Genomic DNA, 26,678 nt, shown 5'->3' on the forward strand with positions numbered 1-26,678 from the left:
GGTCCTTTTGTGCTTTCGGAACCGTTGTATACGAAGTGGGAACAGGGCGGGAAACGCCAGGTGACCGCGGGTGTACGGCCCCCGGGAACGCAGTGCAGTGCCGCAAAGCAAGCGCAGTGCCGAAAACGTCCTCGCAGGGACCGAGGAGGAACCAGACGTATGAGTTCTCTGCTGCTCCTGACCAACGCCCTCCAGCCGTCGACGGAGGTGCTTCCCGCCCTCGGCCTACTGCTGCACAACGTGCGCGTGGCACCGGCCGAAGGCCCCGCTCTCGTCGACACCCCCGGCGCCGACGTCATCCTGATCGACGGCCGCCGCGATCTGCCCCAGGTCCGCAGCCTCTGCCAGCTGCTGCGCTCCACGGGCCCCGGCTGTCCGCTCATCCTCGTGGTCACCGAGGGCGGCCTCGCAGCCGTCACCGCCGACTGGGGCATCGACGACGTGCTCCTCGACACGGCCGGACCGGCCGAGGTCGAGGCGAGACTGCGGCTGGCCATGGGCCGCCAGCAGATCGTCAACGACGACTCCCCGATGGAGATCCGCAACGGCGACCTGTCGGTCGACGAGGCGACCTACAGCGCGAAGCTGAAGGGACGGGTCCTGGACCTCACCTTCAAGGAGTTCGAGCTCCTGAAGTATCTGGCCCAGCACCCGGGCCGGGTGTTCACTCGTGCACAGCTGCTCCAGGAGGTCTGGGGCTACGACTACTTCGGCGGCACCCGCACGGTCGACGTCCATGTACGGCGGCTGCGGGCCAAGCTCGGCCCGGAGCACGAGTCGCTGATCGGAACCGTCCGGAACGTCGGTTATCGATTCGTTACCCCTGAGAAGGGGGAGCGCGGCGGCGAGGACGCGAAGGCCAAGGCGGACCGGTCGGAGCAGGCAAAGGCGGAGGATGCGGACAACGCGACCGCCCTGGACGCCCACGAGGTCTCGGCGGAGGCGTAGTACCCGTCAGTAGGCCCCGTACCTGCTCGGGGAGGGCGTTGCTTGCGCACAGGCAAGCTGCAGTACGCCCTGCCCAGAGCGGGTCCATCCGCGTAGACTCCGCGCGTGGCCAAGGTGACTCGGGATGATGTGGCACGACTGGCGGGGACCTCTACCGCGGTCGTCAGCTATGTCATCAACAACGGACCCCGGCCGGTCGCCCCGGCCACGCGCGAGCGTGTCCTCGCCGCCATCAAGGAACTGGGGTACCGGCCCGACCGGGTCGCCCAGGCGATGGCGTCCCGGCGCACCGACCTCATAGGCCTGATCATCCCGGACGCCCGTCAGCCGTTCTTCGGCGAGATGGCGCACGCGGTCGAGCAGGCCGCCTCCGAGCGCGGAAAGATGGTGCTGGTCGGCAACACCGACTACGTCGCCGAGCGCGAGGTCCACTATCTGCGCGCGTTCCTCGGGATGCGCGTCTCGGGTCTGATCCTCGTCAGCCACGCGCTGAACGATCTGGCGGCCGCGGAGATCGACGCCTGGGACGCGCGCGTGGTGCTGCTGCACGAGCGCCCCGAGGCCATCGACGACGTCGCCGTCGTCACCGACGACCTGGGCGGCGCCCAGCTCGCCGTCCGCCACCTGCTGGAGCACGGCTACGAATACGTGGCCTGTGTCGGCGGCACCGCGGAGACCCCCTCCGTCGGCGACCCGGTCTCCGACCACGTCGAGGGCTGGCGGCGCGCGATGGACGAGGCCGGGATCTCCACGGAGGGCCGACTCTTCGAGGCCCCCTACAACCGCTACGACGCCTACCGGGTCTCCCTGGAGCTGCTGGCGGGCCCGAACCGGCCGCCGGCCGTCTTCTGCTCCACCGACGACCAGGCGATCGGCCTGCTGCGCGCGGCGCGCGAACTGCGCATCGACGTGCCCGGCGAGCTGGCGGTGGCCGGCTTCGACGACATCAAGGAGGCGGCGCTCACCGACCCGCCGCTGACGACGATCGCCTCGGACCGCTCGGCGATGGCCCGCGCGGCGGTCGACCTCGTCCTGGACGACGGTCTGCGCGTCGCGGGGTCGCGTCGCGAGCGACTGAAGGTGTTCCCGTCCCGGCTCCTGGCGCGACGGTCCTGCGGCTGCGAGTAGCTCCACCGGGCACGGAGTGCCCCGGCCGGGGGCTTCCGGGGGCTTCCATGAAGCTTTCCTGAGAGGCTCCCCCGAGCTGCGAGAGACTTCCTTATATCGGGCATACGAGGTTCTGGCGGGCTTCTCAGGGAGCACTCAGGGAGCTCTCATGGTCGAGCGCGAAGCTTCTTTCCATGACCGAGAGCATCCGCCGCAGCGGCGAGTACGAGAACTTCGAGAACCCGTACCAGGCCCAGAGCTCCGCCCCGGTGAACCCGGAGTGGCCGCCCCCGCCGGCGTACCAGCCGGTACCGCAGCAGCCCGTGCAGCAGCAGGTGCAGCAGCCCGTCATCGAGCCCACCACCGTGTGGCAGACGCAGGCGGCCGCGGGCGGCAACGGACACGGCAACGGCAACGACGGCGGAACCGCTCTCCTCACCGCCGAGCCCGCCCCCGCCAAGAAGAAGCGCGCCCGCGGCCCGCTCGCCCTGCTCGCCGCGGTGGCGATCGTCGCGGCCGCCATAGGCGGTGGCACGGCCTACGGCATCCAGGAGCTGACCGGCAAGGACGAGGTCGTCTCCTCGTCCACCACCACCAGCGTGGTGCCCTCCAGCAAGACGGGTGACGTGGCCAGCATCGCGGCGGCGGTCAGCCCGAGCGTCGTCGAGGTCAGCGCCACGCTGAGCAACGGGACGTCCACCGGCTCCGGCGTGATCATCACCAGCGGCGGCGAGATCGTCACCAACAACCACGTCATCTCGGGCGCGAACTCGATCAAGGTGACGACCAGCGACGGCAAGTCGTACACCGCCAAGGTCGTCGGCACCGACAGCAAGAAGGACCTCGCGCTCATCAAGCTGGAGAACGCGTCCGGGCTGAAGGCGGCGACCCTCGGCGACTCCGACGGCGTCAAGGTCGGCGACACGGTCGTGGCGATCGGCTCCCCCGAGGGCCTGACCGGCACCGTCACCAGCGGCATCGTCTCCGCCCTGAACCGGGACGTGACCGTCTCCACGGACGAGAGCCAGAGCCAGGGCCAGGGCCAGCAGGGCGGCGGCGACGGCAGCTGGCCGTTCCAGTTCGGCGGCCAGGAGTTCAACGGCGACACGGGCTCGTCCACCACGACCTACAAGGCCCTCCAGACGGACGCCTCCCTGAACCCCGGCAACTCCGGCGGCGCGCTCATCGACGCCAGCGGCAACATCATCGGCATCAACTCCGCGATGTACTCCGCCGCGACGGACTCTTCCTCCTCCTCCGACGCCGGCAGTGTCGGCCTCGGCTTCGCCATCCCGATCAACACCGTCAAGGCAGACCTGGCCGGCCTCCGCGCCGGCGGCTCCGACAGCTGAACCCACCGCACTTCACCGAGCTACCGCACTTCACCGAGCTAGGGAGTACGTCATGATCAAGCAGATTTCGCACACGGTGACCGGTTTCGGCGCGGCCGACATCGCCCTGGCCCTCGACGTGGCGTACGAGCTGCACGAGCCGGTGGCCCCGACCCGGGCGCCCGAGGTCGCGGCCCCGCAACTGATGGGCCTGCGCACCACGGCGGCCCGCCCGCACCTGCGCAAGGTCCCGCTGAACCGGCTCGCGGCGATGCGCGGCTGATCCCACCCCGTTCCGGCCTTTACGCACCTGCAGGGAAGCATGCGAGGCTGAAGGCGTTCAGTACCGCCCGCACGTCAGGCCTCCCGCCCGTCCCACCGCACCCGAGGAATCCACGCCCATGAGCCCCGCCGAAGGCGACCGTGACACCCAGCGCATCCTGATCGTCGACGACGAGCCGGCGGTGCGTGAAGCACTCCAGCGCAGTCTCGCCTTCGAGGGCTACGACACGCAGACGGCAGTGGACGGCGCGGACGCGCTGGAGAAGGCGACGGCCTACCGCCCCGACCTGGTGGTGCTGGACATCCAGATGCCGCGCATGGACGGCCTCACCGCCGCACGCCGTATCCGCGGGGCCGGCGACACCACGCCCATCCTGATGCTGACGGCCCGCGACACGGTCGGCGACCGGGTCACCGGACTCGACGCCGGCGCCGACGACTACCTGGTCAAGCCGTTCGAACTCGACGAACTCTTCGCCCGGGTACGCGCGTTGCTGCGGCGCAGCTCCTACGCGGCGGCGGCCGGAGCGGGCACGGTGGAGGAGGACGAGGCGCTCACCTTCGCCGACCTGCGCATGGACCTCGCGACCCGCGAGGTCACGCGAGGCGGACGCCCGGTGGAACTCACTCGGACCGAGTTCACTCTGCTGGAGATGTTCATGGCGCACCCGCGCCAGGTCCTCACCCGTGAGCAGATCCTGAAGGCGGTCTGGGGCTTCGACTTCGAGCCGTCGTCCAACTCGCTGGACGTGTACGTGATGTACCTGCGCCGCAAGACGGAGGCGGGCGGCGAGCCGCGTCTCGTGCACACCGTGCGGGGCGTGGGGTATGTGCTGCGACAGGGCGGCGCGGAGTGAAGAAGCTCGTACGACGGTTCCGGACCCTGCCCATCCGGGCCCGGCTGTCGATGCTGGTGGCTGCCGCCGTGGCCTTCGCGGTGGCGGCGGTCTCGGTGACGTGCTGGTTCATCGTGCAGGGGAAGCTGTACGACCAGGTCGACAACCAGCTCGACGGCGCCAACGTGCGGCTGGGGCAGCAGGAGATCACGGCTCTGCTGGCCGCCTGTCCCAAGGAGGCGAGCGATTCGTCCGACAGCATGCGCCCCAGGGACTACTACGTGCAGGTGGTGAAGTCGGACGGCACCGTCTGCGTGTTCAGCGACTCGGCCGGCGTTGTCAAGGTCACGGGTCACGACAAGAGCGTGGCGGCAGACCCCGACCCGGGTGTGAACACCTTCCACAACAGCACCGACTCCGACGGCAACGACGTACGAGTACGGACCACTCCCCTCCTGGTGGGGGGATTCGGACCCGCCACTCAGCTATACCCCGACTACGCGCTGGTCCTCGGCGTGTCCCTCAAAGAAACCCAGAACACCCTCAACGACCTGGCACTCATCCTCCTGCTCGTTTCCGGCATCGGAGTGCTCGGAGCGGGAGCTGCCGGTCTGGCGGTCGCCCGTGCGGGCCTGCGTCCGGTCGACAAGCTCACGGAAGCCGTGGAGCACGTCGCCCGCACCGAAGACCTGGGCGTCCGCATCCCCGTCGAGGACGACAGCGACGACGAGGTGGCCCGCCTCTCCCGGTCCTTCAACTCGATGACCGCCTCCCTCGCCAACTCCCGCGAGCTGCAACAGCAGTTGATCGCCGACGCCGGACACGAACTGCGCACGCCCCTCACCTCCCTGCGCACCAACATCGAGCTCCTCTCCCGCAGCGAGGAGACGGGCCGCCCGATCCCCCCGGCGGACCGCAAGGCACTCCTCACCTCCGTGACGGCGCAGATGACCGAGCTGGCGGCGCTGATCGGCGACCTCCAGGAACTGTCCCGCTCGGAGGGCCAGCGCGGCGAACGCGTACAGGTGGTCTCGCTGGAGGACACCGTCGAGTCGGCGCTGCGCCGGGCCCGGCTGCGCGGCCCGGAACTGACCATCACCGCCTCGCTCGAAGCCTGGTACACCCGGGCGGAGCCGGCCGCGCTGGAGCGCGCGGTGGTCAACATCCTGGACAACGCGGTGAAGTTCAGCCCCGAGGGCGGTGTCATCGACGTCCGGCTGACCGGCGGTGTGCTGACCGTCCGCGACCACGGTCCCGGCATCCCCACCGAGGAACTCCCGCACGTCTTCGACCGCTTCTGGCGCTCCCCCAGCGCACGTGCCCTCCCCGGCTCCGGCCTCGGCCTCTCGATCGTCGCCCGCACCGTGGAACAGGCCGGCGGCCAGGTCACCCTGGCCCACGCGGACGGCGGCGGCACGGTGGCGACGGTCCGCCTGCCGGGGGCGCCGACCCCTCCGCCGGAGGATCCCGCAACCGCTCTCTAGGACAGGCCCTGGACGCGGCAACCTTTCCGAACCGGGTGGCGACTCATGCGAGAACCAAGTCCCCCACCCCGCACGGAAGGTAGCCGCATGAGCGAGCACCGCGCCAAGTCGACGGCCAAGCCCCGCCACCGCAGAAGGAGGACGGCGCTGGCGGTCGGCGTACCGCTGGCCCTCACCGCCGCCGGATCCCTCGCCTACGGCACGGACCTCGGCCTGTTCGGCGCTGACGCGCAGGCGCAGGCCTCGGCCGCGACCGCCGCCGCGCCCGCCTGGGCCACCGCCTCCGCCGACGGCTTCGCCTCGGTCAATGCTCTTGGCCAGAACGGCACCTACGGCGGCCGGGACGGCAGGACGGTCACCGTGAAGACCCTCGCCGACCTGGAGAAGTACGCGACGGCGAGCGAGCCGTACGTCATCGTCGTCGCGGCGACGATCACCATGGACCCGGTCGGGAAAGAGATCAAGGTTCAGTCGAACAAGACGATCGTGGGCTCCGGGACCTCCGGGCACATCGTCGGCGGCGGCTTCTTCCTCGGCCAGGGCGTCCACAACGTCATCATCAGGAACCTGACGATCCGGGACGCCTACCAGGGCGTCTGGAACGACAAGGAGCACGACTTCGACGCGATCCAGATGGACGGCGCCCACCACGTCTGGATCGACCACAACGACCTGCGGCACATGGCCGACGGACTCATCGACAGCCGCAAGGACACGACGTATCTGACCGTGTCCTGGAACAAGCTCAGCCAGGAGAACAAGGCGTTCGGCATCGGCTGGACCGAGAACACCACCGCCGACATCACGATCCACCACAACTGGATCCGCGAGACCGAGCAGCGCAACCCGTCCACGGACAACGTCGCCCACGCGCACCTGTACAACAACTTCCTGGAGGACGTGGCCGGGACGGACATCAAGTCCTCCTACGGCAACTACTCGCGCGGCAGGACGAACATGCTGCTGGAGAACTCCTACTTCCAGGGCCTGACCAACCCCGTCGTGCGGGACGCCACCGCCACCCTCGTCCAGCGCGGCAACGTGTTCTCCGGGACGACCGGCAAGAACGAGAGCGGCGGCACGGGCGCGGCCTGGGACCCGAAGACGTACTACGCGTACACCCTCGACAAGGCCGCGGACGTGCCCGCCCTCCTCAAGGCGGGCGTGGGCCCCCGGGCCTCGATCGGCACGACGGCCACCACCGCGAGCACCACCGCCGCCGCGGCCACCACCCTCACCGTCGCCGCCGACGGCTCCGGTCAGTACAGGACCGTCCAGGCCGCCGTGGACGCCGTGCCCGCGAACAACGCCTCCCGGGTCGTGATCTCCGTGAAGCCGGGGACGTACCGCGAGGTCGTGAAGGTCCCGGCCAACAAGCCGCACGTCACCATCCAGGGCTCGGGCGCCAGCCGCAAGGACACGACGATCGTCTACGGCAACGCGGCCGGCATGACCAAGCCCGACGGGTCCGGGACCTACGGCACCCCGGGCAGCGCCACCGTCTCCGTCCAGTCGGACGACTCCCAGGTGCGCAACCTCACCGTCACCAACGACTTCGACGAGTCGAAGCACCAGGACATCGCCAACCAGGCGGTGGCGCTGCTGACGCAGGCCGACAGGATCGTCCTGGACGGGGTCATCGTCAACGGCGACCAGGACACCCTGGAGCTGGAGACCGCCGCCAAGGACAAGCTCGGCCGGGTCTACATCGCCAACTCCTACATCACCGGCAACGTCGACTTCATCTTCGGGCGGGCGACGGTCGTGGTCGACAAGTCCGTCATCACGCTGAAGAAGCGCTGGAACGGCACCTCGGCCGGCTATGTCACGGCCCCGAGCACGCCGGGCGGCCGCAAGGGCATCCTCATCAACAGGTCGTCGATCGGCGGAGACGTCACGGCCGCCTCCTTCTACCTCGGCCGCAACTGGCACCCGAGCGGCGACACGACCGTCGACCCGCAGACCACCGTCCGGGGCACCACGCTCAGCGCGGCGGTCAAGTCCACCCCGTGGTCGGACATGGGCGGCTTCTCCTGGAAGGAGGACCGGTTCGCCGAGTACCAGAACACCGGCGCGGGCGCGGGCAGCGCGAGCGGCGACCGTCCGCAGCTGACCGCGGCCCAGGCCGCCGACCAGGAGGTCGCGGACTGGCTCGGCGACTGGACCCCCACGGCTTCCTGACATCCCCCTGCCAGCCCTGCCACAGCCCCTCGCCGCACCGTGAGGGGATGGCGATGCGAACTGTGAGGGGACCGGAGACAAGGGCGTCAGGGACAAGGGCGGCGGAGACCGGGACCGCGGGGAGGATACTGCTGGCCGACGACGACGCGGACATCCGCGAAGGACTCGGCCGGCTTCTCCGCTTCGAGGGCTACGAGACCCTCCTCGCCGAGAACGGACGGCTCGCCCTCGACCTCGTCGGGGCGCCCGGCACCACCCCCGACCTGATCCTGATGGACGTCACCATGCCCGGCCTCGACGGCCTGGCCGCGACCCGCCGGATCCGGGCCTCCGGCTGCACCGTCCCGATCCTGATGCTCACCGGCCGGGGCGCCGTCGGCGACCGGATCGTCGCGCTCGACAACGGCGCGGACGACTACCTGATGAAGCCGTTCGCCGTGGAGGAACTCCTCGCCCGGGTACGGGCCCTGCTGCGCCGCGGCACCGGACGGCGCACGCCCCCGCCGCCCCGGACCCCCTCCGCCCGGCTGACCTTCCATGACATCGCCATGGATCTGTCCTCCCGCACGGTCACCCGGGCCGCCCGCCCCCTCGACCTCACCCGCACCGAGTACTCCCTCCTGGAGTACTTCCTGCGCCACCCGGCCAAGGTCCTCAGCCGCTCCCAGATCCACAAGGACGTCTGGGGCTTCGACTTCGAGCCCAACTCCAACACCCTCGACGTGTACGTCATGTACCTGCGCCGCAAGCTGGAGCAGTACGGCGAGCCACGGCTGATCCAGACGGTCCGGGGGTTGGGATACATGCTGCGGGTGGGGTGAGCCCCAGCCCAGCGCCCCAGCCCAGAGCGGCAGGGCAGGGGCGCAGGTCAGAGGGGTGGGTCGGAGGGGCAGCTCAGAGACGCAGTACCAGGGTGTCGTCCATGGCCTTCTCCTCCGTTGCCGACCACGGCTCCACCAGCCTGATGTACGCGTCGCAGCGGGTCATCAGCTCGTCGTGCGTTCCCGCGTCCACGAGCCGTCCCTCGTCCACGACCAGGATGCGGTCGGCGTCGGGGGCCAGGCTCAGATCGTGGGTGATCATGATGGTCGTGCGGCCCGACATCAGCCGGCGGAGCGGCTGGACGATCTGCCGGGCGGCCACCGAGTCGAGGCCGGCGGTGGGCTCGTCCAGGACCAGGACCGGGGCCGCGCGGAGCATCGCGCGGGCGATGGCGATCCGCTGGAGCTGACCGCCCGAGAGCGCGGCCGTGCCGGGGGCGATGTGCGTGTCGTAGCCGTCGGGGAGGGCCATGACGAAGTCGTGGGCGGCGGCGGACCGGGCCGCCCGCTCGATCTCCTCGTCCGTCGCGCCCGGGCGGCCGCACCCGATGTTCTCGCGGATCGTGCCGTTCAGGACGAGCGTCTGCTGGGGAAGCAGCGCCATGTTCTCGCGCACGAACTCCAGCGGGACGTCCGTCAGCGGGACTCCGTCCAGGCAGATCACGCCCGTGTCCGGGTCGTAGAACCGGGTGAGGAGCTTGGAGAGGGTGGACTTGCCGGCCCCGCTCGCGCCCGTGACCAGGACCAGTTCGCCGGGGCCCGCCGTGAAGCTCACGTCCTGCAACGACCTGCGGGCGGCCTCGGGGTAGCGGAACGTGACGCCGTGGAAGCTGACCCAGCCGCGGACCGGCCACGCGGGAACGGGGGTCTGCGGGTCCCGCACCGCCGGCTCCGCGTCCAGGATCTCGGCGATGCGTTCCGCGCCCGCCGTGGCCGCGGTGACCGTCAGACCCAGTTGGCCGAGGTTGCGGACCGGCGGGTAGAGGTAGCCGATGAACGCGGCGAACGCGAGCAGCGCGCCGAGGGTCATCCGGCCGGCCGAGATCTCCCAGACGCCCAGGCCGATCACCGACAGGACGCAGAGCGTCTCGACGACCTCCACGAACTGCTCGTACATCTCGCTCAGCCGCGCCCCGCGCACGCTCGCCCGCATCCACGCGCGGGCCTCCTTGTCGAGGCGCCGCTCCTCGTCGCGGCGGCGGTTGTACGCCTGGGTCAGCACGACGTTGCCCAGCGACTCCTCCACCACCGAGGTGATCGCGCCGTCGGCGGCCCGCTCGTCCTGCGAGGCCTGCTTGATACGGCCGGAGAAGCGGCGGGCGGCGAGGAGGAAGAGCGGGGCGAGGACGAAGGTGGCCAGCGCCAGGTCCCAGCGGAGCCAGAGGGCCGCCGCCGAGTAGAAGACCGCGGAGAAGAGCGCCGAGACCGTGCCCACCACGCCCGACACGACCAGCTGCTCTATCGCCTCGACGTCTCCGGTGAGGCGTTCCACCAGGTCGCCCCGGCGGTGCTGCTGGAAGAAGTGCGGTGGAAGCTCCTGGACGTGGGCGAACACCTTCGCGCGCAGCCGCAGGACGAAGCGTTCCGCCGTCCAGGTCGCGAGTGAGTTGCCCAGGTAGCCGACGAGCGCGCCGAGCGCGGCCACGCCGAGCCAGGCTCCGGCCGGCCCCCAGAACTCGGCGAGCGAGCCTGCCGCCAGGGCGTTGTCGGTGAGTTCGGCGAACAGCAGGATGGAGGCCGTCTCGGCGAGCGCGGACACCACCACGCACGCGACGATCGCCAGCATCCATCTGCGGTCGCCGCGGGTCAGCGGCCAGAAGCGGCGGAAGGCCGCACGGGCTTCCCTCATCGTCGACGACTCCCTCTTTCGTGTGCCGACTGTCGTGTGGCGTGCGTCGGCTGTCGTGTGCCGACTGTCGTGTGCCGACTGTCGTGTGGCGGACATGGCCGAGGCGGGGCCACCGGATCGGTGGCCCCGCCTCGTGGCGTCCGGTCAGCCCTTGTGCGCGACCGGGCGACGCTTCGGGGCGGCCTTCGAAGCGGCCTTCTTCTTGGCGACCGGCTTCGGAGCGGGCTTGGCGGACTTGGCGGCCTTCTTGACGGGCACGATCTTGTGGAAGCTCATGGGAATTACCTCTCCGTTTATCAGCTGCTGAATATGTTCGGTTTACGCGTGGCTTATTTGTCGCAGATTTGCAACAAGCCCTGCTGCAACTCAGTTCTTATGGGAGACCGGGCGACGCTTCGGTGCAGACTTCGGAGCGGTCTTCTTCTTGGCCGCGGGCTTCGGAGCAGGCTTGGTGGACTTCTTCACCGGGACGATCTTGTGGAAGCTCATGACGTTCTCCGTTCGCTCTGTTTGCGATCTTCGCTTTCGCGTCGTTCGCTTTCGACATGGAAAACACTACGGGACACCGCGAGAAGAAAATGCCAATTCCGCTTAGACCTCGATGAATTGCGGCTGAGATGAGTTTTCAGGCGGATACGGGAACCAACCGGGAACTCACACAGGTTTTAATACGGAGAGGCGGATACGGAGGCGGACGCAGAGAGGCGGCCACGTCGGTGACGTGGCCGCCTCTGCGTCTTGCTGCGGTGAGAGCTACTGCACGATCGTGATCCGGTTCGCCGTCGGCGGGGCCAGCGGGGCCGTGGCCGAGGAGCCGGCGAGCAGGTACTGCTCCAGCGCGCTCAGGTCGTCGGCGCCGACGACGTCGTTCGTGCCCTGACCCAGCGTGGTGAAGCCGTCGCCGCCGCCCGCGAGGAAGCTGTTCGTCGAGACGCGGTAGGTGGCGGCCGGGTCGATCGCCGCGCCGTTCAGCTTGATGGAGTCCGTGACGACGCGGTCGGCGCCGCTCTTCGTCAGGTCCAGCGTGTACGTCAGGTTGGCGGACGGCTGCAGGATCTTCGGCGCGCTCGCGTTCGTCCCGCTCACCTGCTCCTTCAGCACCTGGATCAGCTGGGCGCCGGTGAAGTTCTGCAGGTTGACGGTGTTGGAGAACGGCTGCACGGTGAAGCCCTCGGCGTAGGTGACCACGCCGTCGCCCTCACTGCCCTTGGCCGTGTAGGTGAGGCCCGCCCGGACACCGCCCGGGTTCATCAGCGCGAGGTCGGTCTCCGCGTCGAGCTGCTTGCCGTACCAGAGCTGGGCGTCCGCGATCAGGTCGCCCATCGGGGACTCGGTGCCCGTGTTGGGGACGTCCGCGGAGATGTAGCCGATCGCACGGTTGCCGACCGGCGCCGCCAGGGTGTTCCACTTGCTGATCAGCTCGGTCATGTCGGGCGCCTTGGCGACGGTCCGGGTGACCACGTGGTTCGCCGACTTGACCGCGGTACGCGCGATGTCACCGGTGAAGCGGTCGTACGTCAGCGTGGTGTCCGTGTAGAGACGACCGAAGGACGCGGCCGAGGTGACCGTGCGCGGCTTGCCCGACGGGTCGGGGATCGTGCAGGCGTACGCGGCGTGCGTGTGCCCCGTCACCAGCGCGTCCACCGCCGGCGTGATGTTCTTGGCTATGTCGACGATCGGGCCGGAGATACCGGCGCCCGCGCCCGGGGAGTCACAGTTGTAGTTGTACGCGCCCGAGGCCGGCAGGCCGCCCTCGTGGATGAGCGCCACGATCGACTTCACGCCCTGCTTCTGCAGCTCCTTGGCGTACTTGTTGATCGTCTCGACCTCGTCCTTGAACTTCAGGCCCTTGACACCCTCGGCGGAGACGACACCGGGGGTGTCCTCCAGCGTCACGCCGATGAAGCCGATCTTGACGTCCTTCTTCTTCCACACGAAGTACGGCTTGAGGATCGGCTTGCCGGTCTTCTCGTCCAGGACGTTCGCCGCCAGGTACGGGAAGTCGGCGCCCTTGAACTTCTTGTCCGTGTAGCAGCCGGCCGTCGGGTGACAGCCGCCCTTCTGCAACCGGGCCAGTTCCTTGGCGCCCTCGTCGAACTCGTGGTTGCCGACGGACGTGACGTCCAGATCGAGCTTGTTCAGCGCCTCGATGGTCGGCTCGTCGTGGAACAGGCCCGAGATCAGCGGGGAGGCGCCGACCATGTCGCCGCCGGCCGCGGTGACCGAGTACTTGTTGCCCTTGCGGGCCTCGCGCAGGTGCGTGGCGAGGTACTCCACACCGCCCGCGTCGATCGTCTTCGTCGTGCCGTCCGCCTGGAGTTCCGTGACCCGGCCGGAAGAGCCGGACGGGGGCTCGAGGTTGCCGTGCAGGTCGTTGAAGGACAGCAGCTGCACGTCCTGGTAGCGGCTGGGCAGCGGCTTGGAGTGCTTGGTGTCGTGCGCGTCCGCCGGGAGCGCGGCGGCCATCGCACCGGCGGTGGCGAGACCCGCGGCGGCCGCGAGAAGACGGTACGTACGACGTCTGCCGTTCGGATGCGGCTGGGAAGTGGCTGGCATGCGCCCCCCTGAGGTGTCTGCCTGTGGTGTCTGCGTCCCCGGGCCGAGCCGACCTGAGAGACGTATGAGGAAGTGGCCCCGTCCGGCGCAGCCTAGGGTCAACGCGCGTAGCGCGACAGGGGGTTCTTGGTTACATCCTGGTTTCCCTTTACCCTCCGCTTGCCCTCTGGTTTACCGATTCGGACCGCACCCTTCCGCCTTTCCCCTTACCGCCACTTTGTGCGGCCCGCCCTTTACCCTCGTACGCATGACCAGCGACGACACCGCACGGATCCCCGGCTCCCGATCGATCGAGACCCACTCCGAGCTCTCCCCCGAACAGACCGAGGCCGTCCTCGACCTGCTCACGGAGGCCGCCCGGGCGGACGGCCAGCAGGCGGTGTCCGAACAGGGCCGACTGCAGCTGCGCGGAGGCGCCCGCGAAGGGGTCTCCCATCTGGTTCTCACCGTCGGCGACACACTCGTCGGCTACGCCCAACTGGAGGACACCGACCCGGTCGAGGCCCCCGCCGCCGAGCTGGTCGTCCACCCCTCCCACCGCGGCCACGGGCACGGCCGGGCGCTCGGCTCCGCCCTGCTCGCCGCCTCCGGCAAGCGGCTTCGGGTGTGGGCCCACGGCGGCCACGCCGCCGCCCGGCATCTCGCCCAGGTCCTGGGCCTGAGCCTGTTCCGCGAACTGCGGCAGATGCGGAGGTCGTTGACCGACCTCGAACTGCCCCAGCCGTTGCTGCCCGCGGGCGTGACCGTCCGTCCCTTCGTCCCCGGACAGGACGACTCCGCCTGGCTCGCCGTCAACTCCGCCTCCTTCGCCCACCATCCCGAGCAGGGCTCCCTCGCCCAGCGTGACCTCGACGACCGCAAGTCCGAGCCCTGGTTCGACCCCGCCGGCTTCTTCCTCGCCTTCCAGGGCGAGCGACTCGTCGGCTTCCACTGGACGAAGGTCCATGCCGCGGAGCAGCTCGGCGAGGTGTACGTCCTCGGCGTCGCCCCCGGTACGCAGGGCGGTGGCCTCGGCAAGGCCCTCACCACGATCGGCCTTCGGCATCTCGCGGCGCAGGGGTTGCCGACGGCGATGCTGTATGTCGATGCCGACAACAAGGCGGCGGTGTCGGTGTACGAGCGGTTGGGCTTCGTCACCCACGAGACGGATCTCATGTACCGGACGGAGACGTGAGGTTGCTTGTCGGGTGAGCGGTGTCGGGGTCGCCGTCCCTGGGGGCTGCCGCCCCCAGACCCCCGCTGTCGGCCTGAACGGCCTCGTCCTCAAGCGCCGGACGGGCTGGCTTTCCGCTGCCTCCCTCTCAGAGGCTCCGGCGTCCACAGCACGCTCATCGTCGCCGTCGCTCCCAGCAGCAGCGCCCATCTCACCTGCGTCGCCACCCAGTAGGGGTCCTGGGGCGTTCCCAGCAGGCCCCATCGGTTCGGGATCAGTACCGCCAGCGCGGCCGCCACGCCGAGCCAGATCGCCGTGGGCCTGCCTGCTTCCGCCGTGTCCGTGAAGCGGATCGCAGCCGTGGCCAGGGCCAGGGCGCCGACGGCCATCGCCGCGGCCTCCAGCGTGGCCGGGCCCAGTGCCGGGCGGGTCGGGGCGGGCAGGAGAAGCAGGGCGGTCGTCCACCACAGGGCCGTGAGGGGGGCGGTGAGGGCCAGCCGCAGGACGGCTCGCGGGGCTCGGCCCAAGGGCGTCGCCGCGGTCGTGTTCCGGGCCGGGTCGTCCAGGAGGAAGGCGAGACCCAGTGCGCCGATGAGGGCGGTCAGGCGGAGGATCAACCGGCCCAGGTCGGCGTCCGGCGCATCGTCCGACAGACGTGTCGTGCCCGCCAGCAGCAGGCCCAGTCCGCCGGCCGTGGACAGCGCCCGCCAGGGGAGACTGCGCCACACCGGCTGCACCAGGGAGCGGAGCAGCGCCCCCGAGACTGCCTGTGAGCTCATCCGTCCTCCTTCTCCGACTCCTCCTTCTCCGACTCGTCCTACTCCGATTCGTCGCACTCTTCCGCCTCCTTCGGTACCGGGACCCCCAGCAGCTTCGCCGCCTGGGCCGTCGTCGTCGCCTTGGATGTCAGTTCCGTCCAGTGGGCCTTGACGCGGGCCGTCACCTCGGTGCGCGGGCGGGCCAGGAGTTCCCGGACGACCGTCGCCTGGCCGGCCGTCATGCTCAGCGGGTTCGTCGGGGTCAGGGCCAGACCGGAACCCTCGGTGCTGTCGTCCAGGCGGACCTTCTGGAACGTCTCCGACGGTGTGGGGTCGCTGCCCAGGGCCAGCCACATGATGGCCACCGGTCGGGCGTCGCGGCACATCTCCTGCTCCGTCACGTTCTCCGTGCCCGCCACGAGGACCGTGGCGACGCCGACCGCGAACTCCGGGACACGGTTGCCGCCCCAGCGGGTGCCGACCGTCACCTCGTCAGGCGTGGTGGAGGGGTCCAGGGCGGCGTCGACCTCCACTCCGCCGGCGGTGTAGATGCGCTGGCGGACCGTCAGGGCGGCCTGCGCGGCCGTGCCTCCCGCCAGCGACCGGACGCGGTCGACCACCCCGGCCCAGTCCGACCGCACACCGCTCCACTCGGGGAACGAGCAGTACGTCGAGCCGTCGTACGTCGAGCACGACTGGACCTTCTGCGGGGACTCGGACGCTGTCCTGCGCGCCGCTTCCAGGGCCGCCGTGTCGCGCGGGATCTGACCGATCGCGCCGACCGCGGTGACCGCGAGGGCGAGGGCGGTCGCCGCCTTGACGGCTCGGGTGCGGCCGCCGCTCGCCAGCAGGGCCACGCAGGCCAGCAGGGCGCACAGGGCCGCCAGGTAGACCGCATGCCAGTCCGCGGGGCGGCCGAGCAGGTCGGCTGGGACCGGGTCGCCGCCGGTGTCGGTGGTGAAGAGGATCGGGGCCAGCCAGGCCACCCACTTGCCTGCGTCCATGGCCGCGGAGGCGATGACGACGAGCATGTAGAAGGCGATGGCGAACAGTATGGGAACGAAGGAGGAGGGCAGCAGACGGGCCAGCAGCACTCCCAGGACGCCGACCAGCAGGACGCTCAGGGGTGCGACGGCCAGTTCCCCGAACGAGCCGTGCCCGATCGCGCCGGGCTTCAGCGCCTCCCGGGTGTACTCGGCCGCCACGACGAGCGCGGTGAGCGCCACGAACGGGACCACGGACAGCACGTGGGCGAGGGTGCGCCGCCACGGTTCCATGGCCAGCACGGCGAACTGCTCCACCGTGCCCCGCTTCCGCGAGCGCAGCGCGGCCGAGTTGGTGCAGATGAGGACGGCGATGGCGAACAGCAGGGGGGCGACCTGGGTGCGGCGGTCGACCGTGTTGAGGACGGGGTAGTCGTCCATGCCGTCGTTGCTCATCAGCCGCAGGGCGACGAAGCCTACGTAGAGGACGAAGTTGAGCAGTATCGGGATCTGCAGGAGCAGCTCGCGGGCCTCGAAGCGGGCGAGGGCGAGGACGGCTCCGCTGCGGCGGCCCTCGGAAGGGGGCGGCTCGGCCGGCGTGGGAGCCGTTTCCGTGCGCGCCGGGGTCGTGGTGCTCATGCCGTCACCTCCGCGCTCTCGCCGTCGAGGGCGAGCAGATAGCCGTCCTCCAGGGTGGGTTCGACGAGGTCGGCGCCGGTCGGCGGGTTGCCGATGTTGCGGAAGGCGCCGGTGCCGGTGCGCCAGCCGGCCAGGGCGTTCGGGTCGCGTTCCGTGCTGCTCCAGACCCGGCCGGCCGCGCGGGCGGTCAGCTCGGCCGGGGTGCCCTCGAAGCGGATGCGGCCGTGGGCCAGGACCACGACCCGGTGGCAGAGCATCGCCACGTCCTCCGTCTGGTGCGTGGACAGCAGCACCGTGCGGCCCTCGCCGGCCTGGGCGATCAACTCACGGAAGCGCATGCGCTGTTCGGGGTCGAGGCCGACGGTCGGTTCGTCCAGCACGAGGAAGCCGGGGTCGCCGACGAGCGCGGCGGCCAGCGCGACACGCTGCCGCATGCCGCCGGACAGCCGCTTGATGCGGTTGCCGCGCACCTCCGAGAGGTCGACGGCCTCCAGCACTCGCCGCACCTCGCGCAGCCGGGCCCCGCGGTCGGTCAGCTCCTTCAGGATCGCCACGTAGTCGACGAACTCGAAGGCCGTGAAGTCCGGGTGGAACCCGGGGGTCTGGGGCAGATAGCCGAGCGTGCGGCGTAGCGCGAGGCGGCCGGAGGCGGTGCCGGGGTCGTGGCCGAGGGCCGTGAACGTCCCGCCGTCGGGCGGTACGGCGGTGGCCAGCACCCGCAGCAGGGTGGTCTTGCCCGCGCCGTTGGGTCCGAGCAGCCCGGTGACACCACGGCTCAGCCGCAGCGAGACCCCGTCGAGAGCACGGGTCCCGCCGAAGCGCAGGGAGAGGTCGGTGGCGGTCAGAGTGGCGGGGCCGGGACCGGGGTCGATGTTCGTTGCGGTGGTCATGTGGGGCTCCTGGGAGTCCGAGTCCGGTCGGCGGGCGGGGGCGGGGGCGGGGCGCAGTGTCATGTCGTGCCGCCGTCCGGGAAACCGGCCATGGGGCGGGCGTCGAAGCGGTCCCGGGCCTGGTAGAGGAGCAGTGCGGCGAGGGCCGCCACCGCCGCCGCGGCCGACTGACCTGCCGTCGTGAAGGGGGCGAGCGTGTCGTGCGCGGGCGTCTGCGCCTTGGCCACCAGCAGCAGCGTGAGCCATGCGCCGCCGACCAGGACGGGTGCGACGACCGGACCCAGCCGGGCGGTCAGCGCGAGTCCGGTCGCGGTGAGGGCGAGCGCGGGCAGCAGCCAGGTCAGGGCCAGCAGCCCGTACCCCGGAAGGGCCAGCGTCGCCAGGCCGTTGAAGGCCAGGCCCGCGGTGAGCACCGCCACCGTACGGATCATCAGCAGCCGGAAGCCGTGCAGCGGGGCGACGACGGCCATCTCGTACGTCGGGTCCAGGGACGGGCCGTACGACAGGGCGACTCCGGCGAGCGGAAGCAGCGGGGCGAGTGCGAGGAACAGCGCCGGCTGGTCGGCCATGCGCACTGCCAGCACGGTCATGACCAGCAGGAACAGCACCGACAGCAGCCAGGATCTGCGCAGCACCGGCGTCGCGGCGAGGAGCCGCGCGGTGTGGTCCGCCACGCCGAGGCGCACCAGCAGCCGTTCGAGGAGGGCGGGCCGCGGCGCGTCCAGCTCCGCGTCCAGCCGCTCCCAGGCGGTGTCGAGCGCGACCGGGTCGGTGGCCCCGGCGAGCCGCTCCCGGCACTGTGCGCACCCGGTGAGGTGGGTGTCGGCGGACCAGAGCAGGGGTGGCGCCAACTCGCCGTGCGCGTAGGCGCGCAGGTCTTCTTCAGCCACATGCCATGTCATGCCAGGTCCTCCTTCGACTGCTCGTCCGACCGCTCGTCGCCCGGGCGGGCGCGCAGGCCCACCCCGCACACGTACCGCCTCATGCCAGCGCCTCCCGCAGTTGCTTGCGGGCGCGCAGGGCCCGCGTCTTGACGGTGCCGGGCGGGATGCCGAGCAGCACGGCCGCCTCCCGGGTGGTGAGCCCGTCGATGACGGTCGCCTGCAGGACGGCCCGCAGTTCCGGCGAGAGCCGGGTGAGGGCCCCGGCGAGGTCCCCGTGCTCCACCCCCGCGAGCACGCGTTCCTCCGCCGAGGCCTCGTCCCGGTGGCGCAGACGGGCCAGCGCCTGGCGCAGCCGGCCACGGGCGCCGTCGCCGCGCACCGCGTCGACCAGACGGCGCGCGGCGATGCGCCACAGCCAGCCGGCCGCGTCAGGGTGGCCCTCGTCGCGGTAGCGGGCGGTGCCCCGCCACACCGCGAGGAACGTCTCCTGAACGACGTCGTCGACTATCCCGGCGTCGGCGCAGCGGCCGCGCATGCGCGCGGTCAACCACGGGGCGTACCGCCGGTACAGCTCCTCGAAGGCGTGACGGTCCCGGTCCGCCGCGATGGCCCGCAGCAGCTCCCCGTCGCTTCTCGTTTCGCTCACATCCCCTCATCGGACCGGGCCCGCCGATCGGTTCACGGTTCGCCGCACGAGTTTTTCTTGACATGCGCACCGCCCATGCACCACCCTTTCACTACTCAATTAGTGAAAGGGTGGTTGTCCAGTGGTCGAATACCGCATCGACCGGCACAGCGGCGTGGCCACCTACGTTCAGATCGTCCAGCAGACCAAGCAGGCCCTGCGCCTGGGCATGCTGCAGGCCGGCGACAAGCTCCCCACCGCACGCGAGGTCGTCGAGGCGACCGCCATCAACCCGAACACCGTGTTGAAGGCGTATCGCGAGCTGGAGCGCGACGGGCTGGTGGAGGCGCGGCGCGGCCTCGGCACCTTCGTGCGGCGCGGGCTGAGCACCGCCCCGGCCGACTCGCCCCTGCGCACGGAACTGGACGGCTGGGCCGTCCGGGCCCGGGAGGCCGGGCTGGACCGCGACGACGTGGCCGCGCTCTTCACCGCAGTACTCGACGAACGCTTCGCCGTTTCCACCCCGAACGAGCACCTCCAGGGAGACCCCTCATGACCGACACCGCCATGGCGGCGACCGCGCTCGGCAAGCGTTTCGGCCGGCGCGGGGGCTGGGCGCTGCGCGACTGCACATTCCGCGTCCCCACCGGGCGCGTCTGTGCCGTCGTCGGCCCCAACGGCGCGGGCAAGTCCACGCTCCTCTCCCTCGCCGCCGGTCTGCTGGCCCCCACCGAGGGCGGGGTCACCGTCCTCGGCACGGACCCGGCGTCCGCACGCGCGCGTGTCGGCTACGTCGCCCAGGACAAACCCCTGTACCCGCAGCTCACCGTCGCCGAGACGCTCCTCGTGGGCGCCGATCTCAACCCGGGGCGCTGGGACGCCGAGACCGCCGAGGGGATCGTCGCCGCGGGCGATCTCGACCCCAAGAAGAAGATCCGCGCCCTCTCCGGCGGCCAGCGCACCCGGGTCGCGCTCGCCCTGGCCCTGGCCAAGCAGCCCGAACTGCTCCTCCTCGACGAGCCGATGGCCGACCTGGACCCGCTGGCCCGGCACGAGCTGATGGGCACCCTGATGGCGCAGGCGGCGCAGTACGGCACGACGATCGTGATGTCGTCGCACGTCGTCGCCGAACTGGAGGACTCCTGCGACCATCTGCTGCTGGTCGGCGGCGGCCGGGTGCGCCTCGCCGGTGAGATCGACGACCTGCTCGCCGCCCACGCGCGCGTGAGCGCCACCGCCCCGGTGGACGACTCCCCGGCCCAGGCCCCCGAGCTCGCCCCGCACACCGTCGTCGAGTCGCGCGTCACCGGACGTCAGCTGACCGCCCTGGTGCGTCCGGCGGGCCCGCTCGCCGACGGCTGGCGCACCTCGACGCCCTCCCTGGAGGAACTCGTCCTCGCCTACCTGCGCAACCCGCATGCCACCCTGCTCGCCCCGGCGGAGCCCGAGGAGGCCGTCGTATGACCACGCTGACCCTCGGCTCGGACCGGACGGCCCCCGCCGCCAAGAGCACCCCCGCACCGGGAGCCCGCTGGCTGCTCCGCCTGCACCGGCCCGCCCTCTACGGGTGGATCGGCGTCGTCGCCGTCCTCGGCCTCGCCCTCATATGGCTGTGGGGCCCGCTGACCGACTCGGCGATCCAGGGCTGGCGGCAGTACAACGCGTGCGACTACGACGACGGCCCCTGCTCCTACGACCAGAACGCGATCGTCCGCTACAAGAGCATGTACATGTACACGACCGGCGCACTGACCGCGCTCCCCTTCGTCGTCGCGGCCTGGGCGGGCGCCTCCCTGTTCGGCCGCGAGCTGGAGCACGGCACCGCGCAGCTCGCCTGGACGCAGGGCCTGTCCCCGGTCCGCTGGCTGGCCACCAAGCTCGCCGTGCCCGCCGTCCTGGTCGCCGCGGGCACCGGTCTGCTGGTCACGCTGCACCGCCTGACGTGGTCGAAGGGCGACGGCCGTATCGACACCGCCAAGAACTGGCACGACAGCCTGACCCTGCACACCAACGGCCCCACCACGGTCGCCCTCGCCCTGACCGGCCTGGCCGCCGGCGCCCTCGCGGGCCTGCTGCTGCGCCGCACGCTGCCCGCGCTGATGCTCGCCCTGGGCTTCGTCGCCGCCCTGCGCGTGCTGTCCGACCTGGTCATGCCCCATCTGTGGCCGACCGTCACCCAGGTCAGCAGCATCGGCGACGGCTACCGGAGCGACGGCATCCAGGTCGACTCGGGCCTGGTCACCTCCACCGGCGCGCACATCGCCGACCCCGGCTGCGGACCGGCGTCCATCTCCGACACCTGCGCCGCCCTCTACGACAAGCTCGACGCGACCGGCTTCTACTCCTCCTACCACCCCGAGTCCCACTACTGGCCGCTCCAGCTGACCACGACCGCCCTGCTGCTGGCCGTGGCCGCCGCTCTCGCCGTGGCCGCGTTCGTCCTGCTCAGGCGCACCACCGCCACCACCCCTCGCGCCGCCCGGGAGGCCGCCGTATGACCGCCGTCGCCCCTGAGAGCACTCCGGACAGCACTCCGGACAGCGTGCCCGCGCGGGCCGTCCGCGGCGGCGCGGACGGCCGCAGGTCCTGGGGCGTCGCCCGTACCGTGCTGCGGGTGCACCGGGCCGCCCTCGTCGTGTGGGCGCTCGCCGTGGCGGGCCTGAGCGGCTGGCTGGTGTGGCTCACGCAGGTCTCCGCCGCAGCCGAGCGTGAGGCGATGGAGGCCTGCGAGCGCGCGGGCCAGGACTGGTGCGACACGACGATGGGCTGGACCGGCTACAGCCCGCCGGTCGAGTGGATCGGCCTGCTCACCGGCTATCTCTTCCTCGCCGTCGCCGCCTTCGCGGGCAGCGCCCTCATCGGCCGCGAACTGGAGAGCGGCACCGCGCGCCTCGCCTGGACCCAGGGCGTCTCGCCCACCCGCTGGCTGGCCGCCAAGCTCGCCGTCCCCGCCCTCGTGGTGACCGTCGGCGCCACCGCCCTGGTCCTCGTGTACCGCTGGGCCTGGGCCGCCAACCAGGACCTGATGTACAACGACTGGAAGGCCGGCAGCGCCTTCCTCTCCCGCGGCCCGACCACCGTCGCGTACGCCCTGTGCGCCCTAGCCGTCGGAACCCTGATCGCGCTCCTGCTGCGCCGTACGCTGCCCGCCCTCGCCGTCTCCATTGCCGCGACCGGGCTGCTCGGCTACCTGGTGGCGCAGTTCCGAAGCTCCTTCTGGCCCGCGCTGACCGTCACCTCGACCACCCAGGACGTCGACCGTCCGGATAACGCGTGGGAGCTGGGGAACGGCGCCGTCATCCACGGCCGGCGCGACCCGAACTTCGACATCTGGCAATGCGACGGCACGGTCGCCGAGGGCCGTCGCTGCCTCGACGACCTGGGCTTCTCCGGCACCTACGTCACCTACCACCCGGAGTCCCACTTCTGGCCGCTCCAGCTCGTGGAGAGCGGCGTCGTGCTCGCGGTGGCGGCCGCCGCGACCACTGCCGCCTTCCTGCTGCTGCGCCGCCGCACGGCCTGAAACCGCCGATCCCGGGCGATCAGCGCCGATCCCGGGCGGATCCCGGGGTGTGTACGTCCCTCCACGGGGGGAGGGACGTACACGCCCCGCGCGCGTCATCGCCCCACCGGGGCGTCCTCCGACCCCGGCGAGCCGCCCCCCGATATCCCGCACGCCATGTCGCCGTAACCATTGGTTCAGACGACCTTGCGAGGCTCGGCGAATGAAGCCCGCCGTGCCCGAGCCTTCGCCGCCTCCCGAGGGAAATCAGCCCCAAGGAAGAACCGCCGCGATCCCGCCCGCACGTTCCGACGCGCCTGTATCACTGTTGGCGCGGAAGAATGGGTACATGAGCCAGCCAGAGACCCAGGCCGAGATCCAGCACGCGCAGCCCTCCGTGGGCTCCATAGCCGCACACCGCCCGCACACCGTGGCTGCCGTGGTCTCCGATCTGGAGCCCGACATCGACGCCGACCTCGACACGTACGAGGAGGCGCCGTACGACGGCCCCCAGCTGCCGCAGGGCCGTTTCCTGGACCGGGAACGCAGCTGGCTCGCGTTCAACGAGCGCGTCCTGGAACTGGCCGAGGACCCGAACACCCCGCTCCTCGAACGGGCCAACTTCCTCGCGATCTTCGCCAGCAACCTGGACGAGTTCTTCATGGTCCGGGTGGCCGGACTGAAGCGCCGTATAGCCACCGGGGTCGCCACCCGTTCGGCCTCCGGTCTCCAGCCGCGCGAGGTGCTGGAGATGATCTGGGCCCGCTCGCGCGAGCTCATGGCCCGGCACGCCGCGACCTACCACGAGGACATCGCCCCCGCCCTCGCGGAGGAGGGCATACACCTGGTCCGCTGGAGCGAGCTGACGGAGAAGGAGCAGGCCCGCCTCTTCACGCTGTTCCGGCACCAGATCTTCCCGGTCCTCACCCCGCTCGCCGTCGACCCCGCGCACCCCTTCCCGTACATCTCGGGTCTCTCGCTGAACCTCGCGGTCGTCGTGCGCAACCCGGTCAGCGGCAACAAGCACTTCGCGCGCGTCAAGGTGCCGCCGCTGCTGTCCCGCTTCCTGGAGAGCAGCCCGGGCCGCTACGTCCCCATCGAGGACGTCATCGGCGCGCACCTGGAGGAACTGTTCCCGGGCATGGAGGTGCTGGAGCACCACGCCTTCCGGCTCACCCGCAACGAGGACCTCGAGGTCGAGGAGGACGACGCCGAGAACCTCCTCCAGGCCCTGGAGAAGGAACTGATGCGGCGCCGCTTCGGGCCGCCGGTGCGGCTGGAGGTCGAGGAGTCCATAGACCGCGAGGTGCTCGACCTCCTCGTGCGCGAGCTGAAGATCAGCGAGGCCGAGGTCTACCCGCTGCCCGGCCCGCTCGACCTCACCGGTCTCTTCCGCATCCACGGTCTCGACCGCCCCGAGCTCAAGTACAAGAAGTTCATCGCCGGCACGCACCGCGACCTCGCCGAGGTGGAGTCCGCCTCCGCCCCCGACATCTTCGGCGCGCTGCGCAACCGCGATGTGCTCCTGCACCACCCGTACGACAGCTTCTCCACCTCCGTCCAGGCGTTCCTGGAGCAGGCGGCCGCCGACCCGGACGTCCTCGCCATCAAGCAGACCCTGTACCGGACCTCGGGCGACTCCCCGATAGTCGACGCGCTCATCGAGGCCGCCGAGTCCGGCAAGCAGGTCCTCGTCCTGGTCGAGATCAAGGCCCGGTTCGACGAGCACGCCAACATCAAGTGGGCGCGCAAGCTGGAGGAGGCCGGCTGCCATGTCGTCTACGGCCTCGTCGGTCTGAAGACCCACTGCAAGCTGTCGCTGGTGGTCCGCCAGGAGGGCGAGACGCTGCGGCGCTACTGCCACGTCGGCACCGGCAACTACCACCCGAAGACGGCCCGGCTGTACGAGGACCTCGGCGTGCTGACGGCCGACCCGCAGGTCGGCGCGGACCTCTCCGACCTCTTCAACCGGCTCTCCGGCTACTCCCGCCGCGAGACCTACCGCCGGCTCCTCGTCGCCCCCAAGTCCCTGCGTGACGGCCTGATCTCACGCATCGACAAGGAGATCCAGCACCACCGCGCGGGACGGCCCGCGCACGTCCGCATCAAGGTCAACTCGATCGTCGACGAAGCCCTCATCGACTCGCTCTACCGCGCGTCCCAGGCGGGCGTGCCGGTCGACGTGTGGGTGCGCGGCATCTGCGCGGTGCGCCCGGGCGTGCCGGGCCTCTCGGACAACATCCGGGTCCGCTCCATCCTCGGCCGCTTCCTCGAGCACTCCCGCGTCTTCGGCTTCGGCAACGGCGGGGAGCCCGAGGTGTGGATCGGCAGCGCCGACATGATGCACCGCAACCTCGACCGCCGTATCGAGGCCCTGGTCAGGGTCACGGACACGGCCCACCGGGCGTCCCTGAACCGGATGCTGGAGACCGGCATGTCCGACTCCACCGCCTCCTGGCACCTCGGCCCGGACGGCGAGTGGATCCGGCACGCGACCGACGCGGACGGCGCGCCCCTGCGCAACATCCAGGAGATGTTCATAGACGCCCGGAGGCGCCGGCGTGGCACAGCGACACCATGACCTGACGGACCCCGCGGCGCAGACCGCGACCGGGCCCGCGACAACGGGGGACGCCCTCGCGGGCTACCTCCGGGCCCAGGCCACGGAGTTCCTCCGCGCACTGCGGCTGCACCGGGAGACGGGGGGCGCCACGTCGTACGGCTCGTCGAACGGCTCGTCGGGCGGCTCGTCGAACAGCGCCGAGGAGCACCGGGACGACGCGGCGCGCGCCCTGCGCCGCTCGGCCCGCCGCATCAGCGGCAGCCTGCACACCTTCCGGCCCCTCCTCGACCACGAGTGGTCGGAGGGGATCCGCCCCGAACTGGCCTGGCTGTCGGGCACGCTGGCCCTGGAGCACGCGTACGGGGCCCGGCTGGAACGGCTGCTGCTGGCGCTGAACCGGCTGTCGGGCTCGACGCCGGTACCGCCGCAGGCCCAGGCGACTGGCCCGGGCCGCACCGCCTCGGGCCCGAACCGGGCCGCCGCGCACCCGGCGGCCCCGGACCGCGGCAACCTCACCGTGGGCGCGGCGAAGGCCGGCGCGCTCCTGGACCGTCAGCTCACCCTCGCCCGCACCCGGGCCCACTCGACCGCCCTCCAGGCCCTCGGCTCCTCCCGCTTCCACGCCGTCGCGGACAAGGTCGCCGTCCTGGCCAGCGAGGTGCCGCTCACCTCGGCCGCCCCCACCACCGATCTGCGCCCGCTCGCCGCGGCGGCCGAGGAGCGCCTCGTCGACGCGGTCGTCGCGCTCCCGCTGGTCACCGCGGGCAACCCGTACAACGCGGAGGCCCTGATCCACGGTCTCTCCCCGGACCCGGCCCCGCACCCGCAGGACGCGCCCTGGCACCAGGTCCGTCTCCTGCTGCGCCTGCACCGGTACGCGTGCGAGGTCGTGCACGGCCGCGCCACCCCCCTGGACGTCCGGCTGCTCACCGCGGGCCAGGCCCTCGACCGGCACCGGGACGCCTCGGAGGCGGCGTCGGCCGCGGCGCAGGCGGCCCGTACGCCCCGGATCGCTCCCGCGACGGCGTACGCGCTCGGCGTGCTGCACGCGGACCAGCGGCACGAGGTGGAGGCGGCCCGGTACACGTTCCAGCGCGCGTGGCAGAAGCAGCCCATCGGCGCACCCTGACCGGACCCGGCGCACCCTGACCGGACAGCGCACCCCGACCAGACAGGCGGTGAGAACCAGGTGAGCACGGCGAACACCCCCGACCGCCCTGCCGGCGCCCCCGACCCGTCCACCGGCCCCACCGGCCCCACCGGCGCCCCCGACCAGTCCGCCGACC

At 71.2% G+C, this 26,678-nt stretch carries 24 protein-coding genes; 15 read left to right on the forward strand and 9 right to left on the reverse strand.

The features are described from left to right. Window positions 1-159 precede the first annotated feature (159 nt). The 8 genes from ABZ725_RS18650 (at window position 160) to ABZ725_RS18685 (ending at window position 8,990) form a co-directional block, all read left to right on the forward strand. Complete coding sequence (locus tag ABZ725_RS18650) at window positions 160-948, forward strand: response regulator transcription factor (RefSeq protein ID WP_351911367.1); 789 nt, start codon at window positions 160-162, stop codon at window positions 946-948. Window positions 949-1,053: 105 nt separating this feature from the next. Then, a complete protein-coding gene (locus tag ABZ725_RS18655; protein ID WP_351911366.1) occupies window positions 1,054-2,076 on the forward strand; it encodes a LacI family DNA-binding transcriptional regulator in 1,023 nt (340 codons plus the stop codon). 173 nt (window positions 2,077-2,249) lie between these two features. Further along, a complete protein-coding gene (locus tag ABZ725_RS18660) occupies window positions 2,250-3,407 on the forward strand; it encodes a trypsin-like peptidase domain-containing protein (protein WP_358803698.1) in 1,158 nt (385 codons plus the stop codon). 52 nt (window positions 3,408-3,459) lie between these two features. After that, window positions 3,460-3,669 carry a hypothetical protein gene (locus tag ABZ725_RS18665; RefSeq protein ID WP_358803699.1) on the forward strand — a complete coding sequence of 70 codons (210 nt, stop codon included), beginning with the start codon at window positions 3,460-3,462 and terminating at the stop codon, window positions 3,667-3,669. 118 nt (window positions 3,670-3,787) lie between these two features. Further along, entirely contained in the window at window positions 3,788-4,525 is a 738-nt protein-coding gene (locus tag ABZ725_RS18670) for a response regulator transcription factor (protein WP_351911363.1), read from the forward strand. Further along, window positions 4,522-5,988, forward strand: a complete 1,467-nt coding sequence (locus ABZ725_RS18675) for a HAMP domain-containing sensor histidine kinase (RefSeq protein WP_358803700.1) — start codon at window positions 4,522-4,524, stop codon at window positions 5,986-5,988. The genes ABZ725_RS18670 and ABZ725_RS18675 overlap by 4 nt, the downstream gene beginning before the upstream one ends. A gap of 87 nt (window positions 5,989-6,075) precedes the next feature. Further along, window positions 6,076-8,169, forward strand: coding sequence for a pectinesterase family protein (locus tag ABZ725_RS18680; RefSeq protein WP_358803701.1), 2,094 nt, complete (start codon window positions 6,076-6,078; stop codon window positions 8,167-8,169). A 47-nt stretch (window positions 8,170-8,216) separates the two neighbouring features. Beyond that, window positions 8,217-8,990 (forward strand): response regulator transcription factor, encoded by a 774-nt coding sequence (locus ABZ725_RS18685; RefSeq protein WP_358803702.1) that lies wholly within the window; start codon window positions 8,217-8,219, stop codon window positions 8,988-8,990. Window positions 8,991-9,063: 73 nt separating this feature from the next. Here ABZ725_RS18685 and ABZ725_RS18690 read toward each other — a convergent pair whose 3' ends face one another. From ABZ725_RS18690 to ABZ725_RS18705, 4 genes are all read right to left on the reverse strand, one after another. After that, window positions 9,064-10,839 (reverse strand): ABC transporter ATP-binding protein, encoded by a 1,776-nt coding sequence (locus ABZ725_RS18690; protein ID WP_358803703.1) that lies wholly within the window; start codon window positions 10,837-10,839, stop codon window positions 9,064-9,066. Window positions 10,840-10,983: 144 nt separating this feature from the next. Continuing rightward, a complete protein-coding gene (locus tag ABZ725_RS18695; protein WP_358803704.1) occupies window positions 10,984-11,115 on the reverse strand; it encodes a hypothetical protein in 132 nt (43 codons plus the stop codon). Between the two features lie 90 nt (window positions 11,116-11,205). Then, on the reverse strand, window positions 11,206-11,328 hold the full coding sequence (locus ABZ725_RS18700) for a hypothetical protein (RefSeq protein ID WP_358803705.1): 123 nt from the start codon (window positions 11,326-11,328) through the stop codon (window positions 11,206-11,208). 264 nt (window positions 11,329-11,592) lie between these two features. After that, window positions 11,593-13,395 (reverse strand): bifunctional metallophosphatase/5'-nucleotidase, encoded by a 1,803-nt coding sequence (locus tag ABZ725_RS18705; RefSeq protein ID WP_358803706.1) that lies wholly within the window; start codon window positions 13,393-13,395, stop codon window positions 11,593-11,595. Between the two features lie 247 nt (window positions 13,396-13,642). On the opposite strand from ABZ725_RS18705, the gene mshD reads away from it, so the two are divergent. Continuing rightward, window positions 13,643-14,569: a mycothiol synthase gene (mshD, locus tag ABZ725_RS18710; RefSeq protein WP_358803707.1), complete on the forward strand. Its 927-nt coding sequence runs from the start codon at window positions 13,643-13,645 to the stop codon at window positions 14,567-14,569. Window positions 14,570-14,658: 89 nt separating this feature from the next. Here the strand turns inward: mshD and ABZ725_RS18715 are convergent, their stop codons facing one another. From ABZ725_RS18715 to ABZ725_RS18735, 5 genes are all read right to left on the reverse strand, one after another. Beyond that, window positions 14,659-15,327 (reverse strand): ABC transporter, encoded by a 669-nt coding sequence (locus tag ABZ725_RS18715; RefSeq protein WP_358803708.1) that lies wholly within the window; start codon window positions 15,325-15,327, stop codon window positions 14,659-14,661. 38 nt (window positions 15,328-15,365) lie between these two features. Beyond that, window positions 15,366-16,928 (reverse strand): ABC transporter permease, encoded by a 1,563-nt coding sequence (locus ABZ725_RS18720; RefSeq protein WP_358803709.1) that lies wholly within the window; start codon window positions 16,926-16,928, stop codon window positions 15,366-15,368. After that, complete coding sequence (locus tag ABZ725_RS18725; RefSeq protein ID WP_358803710.1) at window positions 16,925-17,818, reverse strand: ABC transporter ATP-binding protein; 894 nt, start codon at window positions 17,816-17,818, stop codon at window positions 16,925-16,927. The genes ABZ725_RS18720 and ABZ725_RS18725 overlap by 4 nt, the downstream gene beginning before the upstream one ends. 59 nt (window positions 17,819-17,877) lie before the next feature. Continuing rightward, the gene (locus tag ABZ725_RS18730) at window positions 17,878-18,720 is read right to left on the reverse strand and encodes a zf-HC2 domain-containing protein (protein ID WP_358803711.1); all 843 of its coding nucleotides are present in this window, start codon (window positions 18,718-18,720) and stop codon (window positions 17,878-17,880) included. Window positions 18,721-18,799: 79 nt separating this feature from the next. Continuing rightward, a complete protein-coding gene (locus ABZ725_RS18735) occupies window positions 18,800-19,348 on the reverse strand; it encodes an RNA polymerase sigma factor (RefSeq protein ID WP_351911350.1) in 549 nt (182 codons plus the stop codon). A 121-nt stretch (window positions 19,349-19,469) separates the two neighbouring features. On the opposite strand from ABZ725_RS18735, the gene ABZ725_RS18740 reads away from it, so the two are divergent. The 6 genes from ABZ725_RS18740 (at window position 19,470) to ABZ725_RS18765 (ending at window position 26,521) form a co-directional block, all read left to right on the forward strand. After that, window positions 19,470-19,883, forward strand: coding sequence for a GntR family transcriptional regulator (locus ABZ725_RS18740; RefSeq protein WP_351911349.1), 414 nt, complete (start codon window positions 19,470-19,472; stop codon window positions 19,881-19,883). Beyond that, window positions 19,880-20,791: an ABC transporter ATP-binding protein gene (locus ABZ725_RS18745; protein ID WP_358803712.1), complete on the forward strand. Its 912-nt coding sequence runs from the start codon at window positions 19,880-19,882 to the stop codon at window positions 20,789-20,791. The genes ABZ725_RS18740 and ABZ725_RS18745 overlap by 4 nt, the downstream gene beginning before the upstream one ends. Further along, on the forward strand, window positions 20,788-21,825 hold the full coding sequence (locus ABZ725_RS18750; RefSeq protein ID WP_358803713.1) for an ABC transporter permease: 1,038 nt from the start codon (window positions 20,788-20,790) through the stop codon (window positions 21,823-21,825). The genes ABZ725_RS18745 and ABZ725_RS18750 overlap by 4 nt, the downstream gene beginning before the upstream one ends. After that, window positions 21,822-22,850 (forward strand): ABC transporter permease subunit, encoded by a 1,029-nt coding sequence (locus ABZ725_RS18755; RefSeq protein ID WP_358803714.1) that lies wholly within the window; start codon window positions 21,822-21,824, stop codon window positions 22,848-22,850. Before ABZ725_RS18750 ends, ABZ725_RS18755 begins: the two co-directional genes overlap by 4 nt. Window positions 22,851-23,052: 202 nt before the next feature. Beyond that, window positions 23,053-25,410, forward strand: a complete 2,358-nt coding sequence (locus ABZ725_RS18760; protein ID WP_358803715.1) for an RNA degradosome polyphosphate kinase — start codon at window positions 23,053-23,055, stop codon at window positions 25,408-25,410. Then, window positions 25,391-26,521 carry a CHAD domain-containing protein gene (locus tag ABZ725_RS18765; RefSeq protein ID WP_358803716.1) on the forward strand — a complete coding sequence of 377 codons (1,131 nt, stop codon included), beginning with the start codon at window positions 25,391-25,393 and terminating at the stop codon, window positions 26,519-26,521. The genes ABZ725_RS18760 and ABZ725_RS18765 overlap by 20 nt, the downstream gene beginning before the upstream one ends. Window positions 26,522-26,678: the final 157 nt, after the last annotated feature.

It is taken from the genome of Streptomyces sp. NPDC006872, from assembly GCF_040635845.1.
GTDB lineage: Bacteria > Actinomycetota > Actinomycetes > Streptomycetales > Streptomycetaceae > Streptomyces.